13 protein-coding genes and 1 tRNA gene are annotated in these 13153 nt (G+C 42.5%); 6 read left to right on the top strand and 8 right to left on the bottom strand.

The features are described from left to right. The first annotated feature begins 51 nt into the window (after positions 1–51). The gene (locus tag BFP75_RS01315) at positions 52–2457 is read left to right on the top strand and encodes a TonB-dependent receptor (RefSeq protein ID WP_099542867.1); all 2406 of its coding nucleotides are present in this window, start codon (positions 52–54) and stop codon (positions 2455–2457) included. 1 nt (position 2458) lies between these two features. Here BFP75_RS01315 and BFP75_RS01310 read toward each other — a convergent pair whose 3' ends face one another. From BFP75_RS01310 to BFP75_RS01295, 4 genes are read right to left on the bottom strand one after another with little or no spacing between them, the layout of a single operon-like run. Next, positions 2459–2671 carry a hypothetical protein gene (locus BFP75_RS01310; protein WP_099542866.1) on the bottom strand — a complete coding sequence of 71 codons (213 nt, stop codon included), beginning with the start codon at positions 2669–2671 and terminating at the stop codon, positions 2459–2461. After that, positions 2668–4062, bottom strand: coding sequence for a radical SAM protein (locus BFP75_RS01305; protein ID WP_099542865.1), 1395 nt, complete (start codon positions 4060–4062; stop codon positions 2668–2670). The genes BFP75_RS01310 and BFP75_RS01305 overlap by 4 nt, the downstream gene beginning before the upstream one ends. Beyond that, positions 4034–4813, bottom strand: coding sequence for a prolipoprotein diacylglyceryl transferase family protein (locus tag BFP75_RS01300; protein ID WP_240531658.1), 780 nt, complete (start codon positions 4811–4813; stop codon positions 4034–4036). Before BFP75_RS01300 ends, BFP75_RS01305 begins: the two co-directional genes overlap by 29 nt. After that, positions 4810–5976: a TolB family protein gene (locus tag BFP75_RS01295; RefSeq protein WP_099542863.1), complete on the bottom strand. Its 1167-nt coding sequence runs from the start codon at positions 5974–5976 to the stop codon at positions 4810–4812. Before BFP75_RS01295 ends, BFP75_RS01300 begins: the two co-directional genes overlap by 4 nt. Positions 5977–6008: 32 nt before the next feature. Between BFP75_RS01295 and BFP75_RS01290 the strand changes: the two genes are divergently transcribed. Then, on the top strand, positions 6009–7235 hold the full coding sequence (locus BFP75_RS01290) for a M28 family peptidase (protein WP_099542862.1): 1227 nt from the start codon (positions 6009–6011) through the stop codon (positions 7233–7235). Here the strand turns inward: BFP75_RS01290 and BFP75_RS21440 are convergent. Beyond that, a complete protein-coding gene (locus BFP75_RS21440; protein WP_123803280.1) occupies positions 7232–7480 on the bottom strand; it encodes a hypothetical protein in 249 nt (82 codons plus the stop codon). The genes BFP75_RS01290 and BFP75_RS21440 overlap by 4 nt on opposite strands. 202 nt (positions 7481–7682) lie before the next feature. Here BFP75_RS21440 and dusB point away from each other — a divergent pair, with 202 nt between their 5' ends. Next, the gene (gene dusB / locus BFP75_RS01280; RefSeq protein ID WP_099542860.1) at positions 7683–8687 is read left to right on the top strand and encodes a tRNA dihydrouridine synthase DusB; all 1005 of its coding nucleotides are present in this window, start codon (positions 7683–7685) and stop codon (positions 8685–8687) included. A gap of 332 nt (positions 8688–9019) precedes the next feature. Here the strand turns inward: dusB and BFP75_RS01275 are convergent, their stop codons facing one another. Then, positions 9020–10225: an ABC transporter permease gene (locus BFP75_RS01275; RefSeq protein ID WP_099542859.1), complete on the bottom strand. Its 1206-nt coding sequence runs from the start codon at positions 10223–10225 to the stop codon at positions 9020–9022. A gap of 3 nt (positions 10226–10228) precedes the next feature. After that, positions 10229–10621: a 30S ribosome-binding factor RbfA gene (gene rbfA, locus BFP75_RS01270; RefSeq protein WP_099542923.1), complete on the bottom strand. Its 393-nt coding sequence runs from the start codon at positions 10619–10621 to the stop codon at positions 10229–10231. A gap of 64 nt (positions 10622–10685) precedes the next feature. Here rbfA and mce point away from each other — a divergent pair, with 64 nt between their 5' ends. The 3 genes from mce to BFP75_RS01255 all read left to right on the top strand — a co-directional run bounded on the left by mce (position 10686) and on the right by BFP75_RS01255 (position 11552). Then, positions 10686–11090, top strand: coding sequence for a methylmalonyl-CoA epimerase (gene mce / locus BFP75_RS01265; RefSeq protein ID WP_099542858.1), 405 nt, complete (start codon positions 10686–10688; stop codon positions 11088–11090). A gap of 152 nt (positions 11091–11242) precedes the next feature. After that, a complete protein-coding gene (locus BFP75_RS01260; RefSeq protein WP_206073454.1) occupies positions 11243–11476 on the top strand; it encodes a GIY-YIG nuclease family protein in 234 nt (77 codons plus the stop codon). Between the two features lie 2 nt (positions 11477–11478). After that, positions 11479–11552 (top strand) — tRNA-Ile (locus tag BFP75_RS01255). Between the two features lie 279 nt (positions 11553–11831). Here the strand turns inward: BFP75_RS01255 and BFP75_RS01245 are convergent. After that, positions 11832–13079, bottom strand: a complete 1248-nt coding sequence (locus BFP75_RS01245) for a mechanosensitive ion channel family protein (protein ID WP_099542855.1) — start codon at positions 13077–13079, stop codon at positions 11832–11834. Between the last annotated feature and the right edge of the window lie 74 nt (positions 13080–13153).

Raw genomic sequence — 13153 nt, 5'->3', positions numbered from 1 at the left:
AAGATATTTCCGAACAACTTTTTTATCTTAGTCGGCGACTACCATTAACCAATGAAGCCAGCCTTATCATTCCTTTTCTTTGTTTTTTTGACTACGTTGGCCACAAATGCCCAGGAATTTGAACTATCGGGAAGCGTTAAGGACCAAAATGGGGACGCCTTGGTCTTTGCAAACGTCCTTTTAAAGAATCAGGATTCCGTATTGGTTAAAGGAACCGCCACAGATGAAGAGGGACGCTACACACTTGTCAATGTACAAGCTGGAACCTACCTAATATCCGCGAGTTATTTGGATACCTCGAGTGATATACGCCCTTTGGAAGTCGCTTCGGATATGTCCTTGGCGGATATGATCATTCTCCAGACGGAAACCCAATTGGAGGAGGTGGAAGTCACCTATAAAAAACCCACCATAGAGCAGTTGGCAGACCGACTCATTTTTAACGTAGAAAATACTTCCTTGTCCCAAGGGAATATCTGGGACATTTTAAAACAGACCCCCGGGGTTATCATTGTAAACGATAAGATCAATATCAAGGGAAGTTCCAATATTGGGGTCATGATTAATGGCAGATTGGTGAACATTCCCCAAGCCGATATCGTCAACCTACTTTCGGGTAGTTCCGGTGACAATGTGGAATCCGTGGAGGTAATTTTAAATCCCCCGGCCAAATTCAGTGCCGAGGGCGGACTTCTATTGGACATAAAAATGAAGAAGAACCTTATCGCGGGGTATAATGGGTCTGTTTATAATAGATATACACAGGCGGTTTTCCCTAAGCATATAATCGGGACAGACCACTTTTTTAAGGGCAAGAAAACGGATTTTTCACTTTCCTATAGTTTTAGAAAAAGCAAGGACTTAAGAAGGTTTACGGATATTACCAATTTTTTTGATTCCGGAACTATAGATGAGGTCTGGACGACGGAACAAAGGACCATTACCAGGAGCAATCAACATAATGTCAGCGGTTTTTTTGATTATCAGATAAATGACAAAAATAACCTTAGTTTTTCTACGATCAATTCGTTTACAGCTCCCGCCAACAGGTTTATTGATTCTGAAACCCTAATTGAAGACACATCGAGGGATCTACGGTCCAGTTTTCTAACGGCAAACGATTCCGATTTCGATGCCCTAAATTCGGCATACTATCTGGACTGGACACATAAATTCGATAAGAAGGGCGAAAGTATTTCCGTGGCTACCAATTACACTTTTTATCAGTATAACAGGGGGCAAGATCTGGACACCGATTTCTTTGACAGTGATGGAATCACAACGGGAGATAACGATTTTACGACACAATCCAGCCAAAAAACGGCCATCTACAGTGCCCAGGTCGATTATACCAACCCGATAAAAAAATCATCCACATTGGAAGCAGGTCTGCGGTATTCCGGTATAAACTCCCAATCTACCATCAGCCAAGAAGGTTTCGACAGGACCCAACCAGGAATCAGCCCTACGGAGGCGGGTGTTTTTGATTATGACGAGCAGATTATGGCAGGGTACGCTAGCCTTAATAATTCTTGGGAAAATTGGCAATTGAACATGGGGCTTCGTTCCGAATATACCGAAACCATAGGAGACCTCGATACGGCCGGTGACCCCATCAAAAATTCATATTTGGAACTTTTCCCCTCATTATCTGCCCGACACGAATTCAAGAACAAGCACAATCTGGCATTGCGTTACTACAGAAGGATTACGCGGCCTAGATATAGTGATTTAAACCCTTTCCAATTTTTTCAGAGCAACAATACGGTCGTAGAGGGCAACCCAAATCTAAGACCTGCTATCAGGAATTATGTATCCTTGGAGTATGGTATTGGAAAGGACTATTCATTGGAAGTGTATTATTTTGACGATAGCAATGACTTCTTTGAACAGGTGGTGCAGGATAATGAAAGCAATCTACTTCGTTTCTTGAGCGTCAATTTGGAGTCAAACATAACCTACGGCGCGGAATTCAGATTTAACAAAAGTTGGACTAGGTTTTGGGACACCTATCTTTTGCTTACCTACTACAATAAACAAACTAGTTTTAGGGATATCGATAGCGGAGCAATTTTGAGTAATGGATTATGGACGGGCAACGTGCGCTTTAATAATTATTTTACCCTGTTAAAGGACCGTTCCCTGTATGCGGATGTACTTTTTAGATATTCCTCACCAGTGGTGTTGGGCAATTCCACACGGGAATCCACCAGTCAGCTTATTCTTTCCCTTAGCAAAACCTTTTGGCAGCGAAAGGCGACATTGTCCTTTTCCTTTGATGATGTTTTTAATGATGGAAACTTCTTCTATACCCGTAATTATCTGAACCAGGACAACAGCACTTTTTCCAGAAGGGAGACTAGGCTATTTTTTATTGGGTTCAGATACAGGTTTGGAAATAATAAGATACGGGATAACCAAAAGCGAAAAAGTACGGACGAAGGGAATAGGATCTAGATTATAATCCAATCATCATAGACCCACATATTCCAAGGCTAACGAGCAAATACACCCCAGCCAGAATCACAAAGACTTTACCGGACTTCTTTTTATTTTGTGATATCAACACAACGCCAATGATGCCCAACAGTATCGCAGGACCGAACATTATGAGAATTATAAGGACAAACAATCCGTCCAAATTGCCAACTTCTAGCGAAAATATGCTCATGGTGTTTGTTTTTGTAGTTCTTTCAATCGTTCTATTTTATCATCCCTGTAAAAAAGATTCATCGTCTCAAAAGGGATAATCTTATTGTCCTTGTTTACGATGTGCACACAGGATTTTTTTATGGCCCGCACATCAAAATTATGGGCATCTATGAACTGCATGATGATGATCCTGAACAGATTGTCATAACCAAGTTCCGGCGCATCGATTTCCGGGAGGCAGCACATGATACTCTTTAGGTTTTCCGATGCTTTTTCCACAGAATTTCCCGTACTAAAAAGCTCGATCATTTTGCCATGCAGTTGTTCATCCTGTTCATAGATGATGGTGTTTTTTCCTTCGTTCAGCAAATCATCCGGGTTGATGTAACGTGTTAACGGACTAACTTCATTTCCCAATTTTAAGGCATAGGCCATGACCAGGGCATCTGGGTTACAAGGGACGGGAATAAGGTCGTCCGGTTCAAAAATAGGGGATTGCTCCAAAATCTTTCTCCGCACCTCTGTAAGCGTGATCCTATTTTCGTCCACCTCAAAATTTTCCAACCGCCCCGCTATCTGTGTTGGTTGAAAGGTGACCCCGCGCACACATTTTTGTTGAAGGGCAAAATCTATGGTCTTTCCCATCTCGTGGTCGTTTAGACCTTTTTGGAGGGTCACTACCAAAGTTGTGGAAAGGTTTAATTGGTTTAAATGTTGTAAGGCTTGTAGACGGATTTCGGTCAGGTCCGCCCCTCTCAAAGTTTGTAAAACGTGATTGTCCAAGGAATCGAACTGGAGGTAAATTTCAAAATCAGGCATATAGGTTGCCAAGCGTTCTACAAATTCAAAATCCTTCGCGATTTTAATACCGTTGGTATTTACCATCAAGTGGCGAATGGGCAAGGATTTTGTATAATCCAAAATTTCAAAAAACTGAGGATGTAAGGTAGGTTCGCCACCACTAAGCTGGACCACATCTGGTTCCCCTTCGTTTTTTACGATAACATCCAACATTGTTTTTACCTCTTCCAAGGTTCTATGCCTTCCATAAGTTGGTGAAGAACCTGCATAACAGGTAGGGCAGGTAAGGTTGCAACGGTCCGTTAATTCGACCACCGTAAGACATGAATGCTGCTCATGATCGGGACAAAGGCCGCAATCATAGGGGCAACCATAATGGGTTTTGGTGTTGAAGGTTTTTGGATATTCGGAGGCTTTATTATAGTTACGGATGTTTTTGTAGTATTCAATATCGTCCGCAATCAAAATTTTGGAGCGTCCGTGTTCCGGACAATTTTTAAGCATATACACCTTCCCTTCCTCAAAAACTATCTTGGCATCAATCCTTCGAAGACATTCGGGACATAAGCTAATTGTAAAATCATAATAGGTGTAGTTTTTTTCGGGCATAAAATATTCCTTGAAGGATAAATTGGTGATAATAAAGGAAACAAAGTAAACATAAAATCTGAATGCTACTGAGGCCTAGAATATAAAAACTATTAGGTTTAAGAAACTCGACCAAAAAGCGGAATCCAAAATAACTTACCATGAATACCTTAAACAAAGATCCGTTCTCCAAGGAAACAGCACTATGCTTTAGTTTTTGGATGCCAATGAACAGCAGAATCAAAAAGAAGATTTCATAAAGTGCTATGGGGTGACGATCTAAACCATCGCCTAAATCCATCCCCAAGAAAAAGTTTGTGGTCTTTCCATACGTGAACTCCTTCATACCCGCCAGGAAACATCCCGTTCTACCTATAATGATGCCCAATATAATGGGTAGTGTGAACAAATCCCCGGAAGATTGTTGCTCCCCAATAATCTTTTTTGCAAATTCTACGCCCAATAACCCGCCGAACAAGCCGCCCATGATAGTCTTATTGTTAAAGATGGCAATCCAACCTTGATCCCAGTGTAGGACTGGGTTCTCCAAAAAGGCAATCAATCGGGAAAAGAAAAGTGCGCCAAAAATAGCCCCTATGATAATGGAAAGCCGGTTGTTTGAGGATATGTTGTCCGTGGAATTTTTCCGTAAGAAAAGATAATAACGAAACCCTACAAGAAAAGCCAGGTATTCCAATACCAAATGCACATTGACCTTATGGCCAAAGAGTTCGGGCTCAATTGGAATGGAAGATAAAAATATCATTATCATTCCCCTCCTCCTGCCTCCGACGAGCCATCGCGAGAGGAAGGCACAGGGTTAGGGGAGGCTTCTTGCCATTCTGCAATGAACAGATTGGTATCCCGTGTACCTCTGTTGTTGCGATTACTGGAAAAGGCCAGGTATTTGCCGTCATTAGAAAAAACAGGAAAAGCATCAAAGGTTTCCCCATGCGTAACACGTTCCAAATTCTTTCCGTCGATATCAATAAAATACAAATTGAAAGGAAATCCTTTTTCAGCTTCAAAGTTACTCGAGAACAACACTTTTTTCCCCGAGGGGTGAAAAAACGGACTCCAGTTGGCATTGCCCAAAAAGGTCAATTGTTTCAAATCGCTTCCATCGGCATTACAGATAAAAAGCTCCATATCGGTGGGTTCTACCAAACCTTCAGCCAATAAATCTTTATACTTTTTAATGGCTTCAGGGGTTTTGGGTCTGGATGCCCTAAAAATGAGTTTTGTGCCGTCTGGGGAGAAAAAGGCGCCGCCGTCATAGCCCAGTTCATTGGTAATCTGCTTAACATCGGACCCGTCCAGGTTCATGGTGTATAATTCCAAATCGCCACTTCGGGTAGAAGTGAAAACAATTTTATCTCCCTTGGGCGACACGGTGGCTTCGGCATCGTATCCGGGTTCGTCAGTCAATTGCGCTGTGATGTTTCCCTCTAGATCCGCAACAAAAATGTCAAAGGAATCATAGACCGGCCATACATAGGCACCGTTTCGCCTTAAGGGTACCTCGGGACATTCTTTATCCGCCAAATGCGTAGAACCGTAAACAAAATGTTTGTTGTCTGGCAGAAAATAGGCACATGTAGTTCGGCCATAGCCTGTACTCACCATAGGAGGAATGGAATCCTGAATGCCCGCTTCCACGTTCAACAGAAACATCTGGTCACAGTTTAATCCCCAATTGGCATTGTTGGACTGAAAGATCATTTGTTTATCGTCCCAGCTCCAATACGCTTCGGCATTATCCCCGCCAAACGTAATTTGCCGTATACTTTTAAAATACTTTTCCTCAGGATAGATCAAGGTATCGGTACCCGCCATTAGAGAAGTGGTTTCTTCTTGTGGCGTGGTGGTGTTGTTTTTTTCGTTTTTGCAACTGGAAACAAGGCAGATAAGGCCCAAAACAAATAGAATTCTCATGGAGATGTGTATTTTTGTCAAAAATAAACGCTATGCTACGCAATCTAATATTTTTGTTCGGTTTTTTTATAGTGTTGGGCTCTTGTAAACAGAAGTCCCAGAAGAAAGTGACTATGCAAGAGGATGTTGCCTTTTTAGCCAGTGATAGCTTACAGGGCCGCGAAACAGGGACGGCCTATGAGATGGAGGCGGCCCACTATTTACAGGAACGGATGAAAAACATAGGATTGTTACCCAAGGGAAATGCGGGCACCTATTTTCAGACCTTTAGCTTCAAACCAAAAACCGATCCACATTCCGAAGTTCAATTTGTTGGGGGCGATAGTACCATTACCGGTACCAACGTTATTGGTTTTATAGACAACAAGGCAGATAAAACCGTGATTATCGGTGCCCATTACGACCATTTGGGCATGGGAGGTGAAGGCTCTTTGTATGCCGATGGCGAGGCCATTCATAACGGAGCGGACGACAATGCCAGTGGGGTTGCCGTTTTATTGAGCTTGGCAGCTAAACTCAAGGATACCATCACCCAGCACAACTATCTTTTTATGGCATTTTCAGGTGAGGAAATGGGACTTTTGGGGAGCAATTATTTTTCCAAAAACCCTACTATAGACCTATCAAAAGCAAATTATATGCTCAATATGGATATGGTGGGGAGAATGCGTGAGGATAAGACCCTTTCAATCAGCGGTACAGGAACTACACCTATTTGGAGTCAGGTTTTGAACAGCAACAATCCCGGATTTAAATTGGTGTTGAGTGAATCCGGTATGGGGCCTAGCGATCATACCTCCTTCTATTTGCAGGATATTCCAGTACTGCACTTTTTCACGGGACAGCATGAGGACTATCACAAGCCCTCTGATGATTCTGATAAATTGAATTATAAAGGTATGGAAATGATCAGTGATTATATTCTCTCTGTACTTTACGATTTGGATGACGATGATAAGCTTGCCTTTAGAAAAACAAAGAACGAAAGCGAGGATACACCCCGGTTTAAAGTAGCCTTAGGAGTTATGCCCGATTATCTATTTGATGGTAAAGGCATGCGAATCGATGGGGTTTCCGACGGGAAACCAGCTGCTACGGCCGGACTCCAAAAAGGTGATGTAGTCGTGAAACTGGGGGACAGTACCGTTGTGGATATGATGAGCTATATGCGGGCACTTTCCATTTTTGAGGAGGGTGATGCCACTGAGGTTACCGTAGACCGTAATGGCGAGAAAATAAAAGCCACGATTTCGTTTTAGGCTGAAAGAAAAGAGTGTATCCTTAAAAGCTCCTTTGCCAGATTAGTTAGTGGTGTTTCGCAATAGTGGAACGGGGAGGGCCGGATTTCGGTTCCGATACTTTTTCCATCGTCGAAAAAGTATCCAAAAAGGCTAGGCTGATTTTGGGGTACTTGAAATCCAGCAAGTCCTTGGTCCGCATCGCCCAGGCCGTTTCCGATTGCATCGGAATACTTTTTGGGCGATTTCCTTTGACCCAGCTCCAAGGCCTTTCGGTTTTACTATGCATCCCATAATAGGCCGGTTCACTCCTACATCCATTTAAGTTACCTTGTCTTATTTAACTCCATAAAAGCTCCCCTCCCTGACCAGGGAAGGGTGTTTCGCGACAGAGGAACGGGTGGGGTCGTATTAGTATACTTTGTAAAGACCGTTTTTTACTATTTTTGCACCTCAAATTAATTGGTTATGCCCAAAATTGGCGACATAGAACTACCCGATTTCCCTTTGTTACTTGCCCCCATGGAAGATGTGAGCGATCCGCCCTTTCGTGCCCTTTGTAAGGAACAGGGTGCCGATGTGGTTTTTACCGAGTTCATTTCTTCCGAAGGGTTGATTCGTGATGCCGCCAAAAGCGTTATGAAGTTGGACATTTACGAAAAGGAACGACCTGTGGGAATCCAAATTTTTGGCGCCAACTTGGATAGTATGTTGCAGTCCGTGGAGATTGTGGAAAAATCGAATCCGGATATTATCGACATCAATTTTGGTTGTCCGGTCAAAAAGGTAGTGTCCAAGGGTGCTGGTGCGGGCATTTTAAAGGATATAGACCTTATGGTTTCCCTAACCGATGCTATGGTTAAACACACCAAACTCCCCATTACAGTAAAGACCCGATTGGGTTGGGACGAGGATTCCATAAAAATCGTTGAGGTGGCGGAACGTTTACAGGATGTTGGCTGCAAGGCCATTTCCATACATGGGCGAACCCGTGCCCAAATGTACAAGGGCTACGCCAAATGGGAACCCATTGCCGAGGTAAAGAACAACCCTAGAATGCACATTCCTGTTTTTGGCAATGGGGATGTGGACAGTCCGGAAGCGGCAGTTAGAATGCGCGATGAATATGGTTTGGATGGTGCCATGATAGGAAGGGCCAGTATTGGTTATCCTTGGTTTTTTAGGGAGGTAAAACACTACTTTAAAACGGGAGAACACCTTGCGCCTCCAACCATACAAGAGCGTGTGGAAGCCGCAAGGAGACATTTACAAATGTCCATTGATTGGAAAGGGGAGAAATTAGGGGTTTTCGAAACCAGACGTCATTACACCAATTATTTCAAAGGAATTCCCAATTTTAAGGAATATCGGATGAAAATGGTCACCAGTGACGATGCTGTAGATGTTTTTGATGCCTTTGATGAGGTGCTGGAAAAATTTGGGAATTATCAATTTGAACTACAAGCCCCCTAGCCCCCAAGGGGGGAACGGTTACTGCAGCCCCGTATTTATTGTATATCACAATCAAAACAATTTTTTTGTGTGGGATTTCAATTCATTTTTAAATATAATTATTTGTAAATCAATTTTTTGTATCTTGTTTATATGGATTTACTAGAATACATAAATCAGACAAATGTGCTTATAGTTGGCATCATAGCGCTTTGTGTTCTTTGGACCTTTGCCATTTCCTTTAATGGGAAAGGAAGGAATTTCAGAAGTTCCAGGAACAAAAGGGCTAGAAGTCAGTTTTAACACTTGTAAATATCGCCAATAATGCAAGATTAAAGCGTTCTTCTTTGGAGCTAAGAGGCGATCAGCTTTTTATTGATTCGGCTACTGGCAATCTTAGATGCGATGACGCCCAATACCAAAATGGTGGCCAAAACAATTAGGACATTGATCAGTTGGAACTCTACAGGATAGGCCAAAGATGGTGTAATTTTTAACCATCCAAAGAAAATCTGCGACCAGACCAATAACGAACCCAACAACACCCCGATAAGCCCCCCAAATCCGGTGACCAGGATTCCCTGTACAAAATAAATATTGCGCAATTCCTTTATGGTGGTTCCCAAACTGTACAAGGTTTTGGAATTCTGTTGTTTGTCCAAAATCATCATGATAATGGCCCCCACTACGTTGAACAGGGCAATGATGAGGACCAACGTAAAGATGAGGTAGGTCGCCATATTTTCGGTATTCAACATTTTATAAAGCGTACTGTTGAGTTCCTGACGATTTTTCAAAATGACCGAATCCACTAAAACCTCCTCGATTTCGGAACGAACAGCTTGCTCATCCGCAGAATCTTTCAGTTTAAAATTGATACCGGAAATTTCATTTTCGGTTTTTTCCAATAGGGCCTGGGTCAAGGCAAGATCGGCGAATACATATTTGTTGTCCAAATCGGCCTCCACCGCATATACCCCTCCAATGATAACGGGCAGTCGGTTATAGAGCGAACTAACCCCTTGCTGCGAAAGAGATCCCTTGCCCGGTTTAAAGGCGTAAATCTGCATGGGGCTTCTAAATTGGTTGATGGTAACACTCAGGATATTGGCAATGCCTATGCCTGAAACCACCTGTTGATCGTTGATGGTCCAATCACCTAAATACAAAATGGAATCGGTATCGATTACTTTAGTATAATTGGTATCGATTCCTTTTATATAGGCAATATGATTCTTGCCTTTATGTTCCAGATAAACTTTTTCCTCAATTTCCTTGGAATAGGAAGCAAGTCCACTAATGTTATTCAATCGATTTTCCTGCTCGGGAGTAATGGAAAAGAATTTTCCTGCCAACGGAAGTGCTTTTAGTTCCGGGTCAAAGGAGTTGGTAAAGGAAAGACTAAAGGTCTTGAGGCCCGCAAAACCTGAAAGCACGATAAATAGTGCCGCCGAACCGATTACAATGACCAAAAAGGTAATGAAATTGATAATGTTCACCGCATTTTGTGAGCTCTTGGAGCGCACATATCTCTTAGCGATATATAGCGGAAAGTTCAAAAATCAGGACTTTTTTCTTCTAGGCAACAAATCCCTGTTCTCAATGGGGTTTTCTTCCCTTTTCAAGGATTTCTCGATTTTTTCTATATAATCCAACGAGTCGTCCAAATAGAACAGGAGTTCAGGAACTCTCCGTAATTGGTTTCGGGTACGCTGGGCTAATTCATGTTTGATCAAGGGTTGATTGGATTTTATGCCCTCCAACAATTCCTTGGCCTGTTCAGTAGGGAATATACTCACATATACCTTGGCAATGGAAAGGTCCGTTGTAACGGAAACCTTGGAGACTGAAATCAAGGTGCCCCTTAGCCCGCCTTCTATGGCCGCTTTTTGTAGAATGGCTACAATATCCTTTTGGATGACCCCAGCTATCTTTCGTTGTCTTTGTGTTTCCATACCGCAAAAATACGCAGAATAATGTATCTTGTTGATATCCTTCGTTTCTGTAAACCATTTTGACATGAAAAAAATTGAACATTTGGGGATTGCCGTAAAAAACCTGAAGGACTCCAATGCTTTGTTTGAAAAATTGTTGGGGGAGGGCCCCTATAAATTGGAAGAGGTGGCTTCAGAAGGGGTAAGGACTTCCTTCTTTAAAACCGGACCCAATAAAATAGAATTGTTGGAATCGTTGAACGAAGAAGGCCCCATTGCCAAGTTCCTATCAAAAAAAGGTGAGGGCATCCACCATATTGCTTTTGAAGTCGAAGACATTATTGCTGAAATGGAGCGGTTAAAAAAGGAAGGGTTTCAGGTTTTGGGCGATGCGCCTAAAAAGGGCGCCGATAATAAATGGGTCGTTTTTGTACATCCAAAGTCCACGAACGGTGTATTGATAGAGCTCTGCCAAGAAATTAAACAGTGATTATTGGCCATGGAACGTAGTCGAAATGAAAACCTAAAATCTTGCGGCATATAAAAATAAACACTAATATTGCATCCGCAAATTGCGGGTCCTATACCTGCCCACCTAGCGGTAGGTAGGCGGGGCTCAGCCAAATTTGCTTAATTGACATTATGGTTGTTTATGTTCTTCGTAGCTTAAAAGATAGAAGATTATATATTGGAATGACCTCCGATATAGATAGACGTTTAAATGAGCACAATTCAGGAAGAACAAAGAGCACAAAAGGGTATAGACCATGGGAATTAGTTTATAAAGAGTCTTACCCGGATATTGCTTCTGCTAGAAAGAGAGAGAAGTATCTAAAAAGTGGATACGGAAAGCAGTGGCTAAAACAAAAATATTAACCGGTCCTATAGCTCAGCTGGTTAGAGCACCTGACTCATAATCAGGGGGTCCCTGGTTCGAGCCCAGGTGGGACCACATCAAGCAGAAAACCCACACCGAAAGGTGTGGGTTTTTTCAATTTGGAGATAGCCAAATGGCATTTGACAATATTGAGAAATTGAAAAAACAGATAGGGTCGTTTTACGGCCCCAGGTTTTCTATTTGCAGAAGTGGTCTCCCTCTGGTCCATGAGCAAGGCGAACTAACCCAGGTGGGACCACGGAGTGGTCAAAAAGTCTTAGCGTTAGCTGGGACTTTTTGTCGTGGAAGAAACCATGGGCGAGAAGTTCAGAATCACCCCTACATTCTTATAAATTATACTTCTTGTCCAAAATCCATTGGAAATTCAAATACCCTTAGATCAAAAAAGGGAAGGGCCGCCAGCAGGTGATCAAAGATATCGGCCATGACGTATTCATAATTTTCCCACCGTTTGTCCGCACTAAAGGCATAGATTTCCAAAGGAATACCCTGGGGGGTAGGGGCCAATTGCCTAACCATGAGCGTCATGCCCTTGTTTACAGCAGAGTGGTTTTCCAAGTAATCCGTAACATATTTGCGAAAGACACCAATATTGGTCAAGTTCCTTCCATTGATGGCCAGTTCCTTGTTTCGGCCATTTTCAATGTTGAAGGCCTTTATTTTTTCGTTTCTGTCGGACAAATACGGTTGTATCAATTGAATTTTTTTGAGCGCTTCCACATCCTTATCGGAGAGAAAACGAATACTTTTTTGACTGATTATCAGGGCCCTTTTGATACGCCTTCCACCCGATTCTTGCATGCCCCGCCAATTTTTGAAGGAGTCCGATATCAAGGCGTACGTAGGTATGGTCGTAATCGTCTTATCAAAATTCTGCACCTTGACCGTGGCGAGGTTGATCTCTATCACATCCCCGTCCGCCCCATATTTATCAAAGGTGATCCAATCGCCTATGCGTACCATATCATTTGCGCTTACCTGTATGCTTGCTACAAGTCCTAAAATGGAATCCTTGAAAATCAATAATATTATGGCAGATCCGGCACCTAAGGCGGTAAAGAATTTCCAAACCTGTACGTTGGTCACAATGGCCAGAATGGCCAAAATACCCACAAACCAGCCAAAGATCATAAATACCTGAATGTAGCTATCCAGTGGTTTATCCCTAAAGCGAGGTTTGGTCTTCAAATAATCATTGATACTTCTAAAGACCCGTTTGATAACGGCCAAAGCCAAGAGTACCAAAAGTACCTGCAAGGTTTTCATGGCAATGCCCCGGGCGAAGTCAAAATCAATAAAAGCAATAGGTGCCATTTTAAATAAGAGGAACAACGGAGCGATATGGGCCAAATACCTGGGAACCCTGTTTGCTACCAAAAAATTATCGAAGTTGGTCTTGGATTGCCTTGCTATCCTAATGGAAAGCGCCCGTAATATCTTCCAAATGACCCAATCCATGAACCAAGAAACAAGGAGCAGGACTGCCATGAAGATAATCAGGTTCAGATAGGCGGCAACTGTTTCGCTGATACCGGTCTTTAACAGGTAATTGTAGAGTATTCTGGATGTTTCATTTTCCATGCCGCAAAAGTATCAATTATTCCTTTTGTTTTTTGTGGAAGCACCCAATCGGTACTTTCTGTGGATAATCTGAT

The organism is Maribacter sp. 4G9, assembly GCF_002742265.1.
In the GTDB taxonomy this organism is placed as follows: Bacteria; Bacteroidota; Bacteroidia; order Flavobacteriales; family Flavobacteriaceae; genus Maribacter.
Note: the sequence above shows the minus strand (reverse complement) of the source record. Positions and strands in the feature narration are given on the sequence as shown.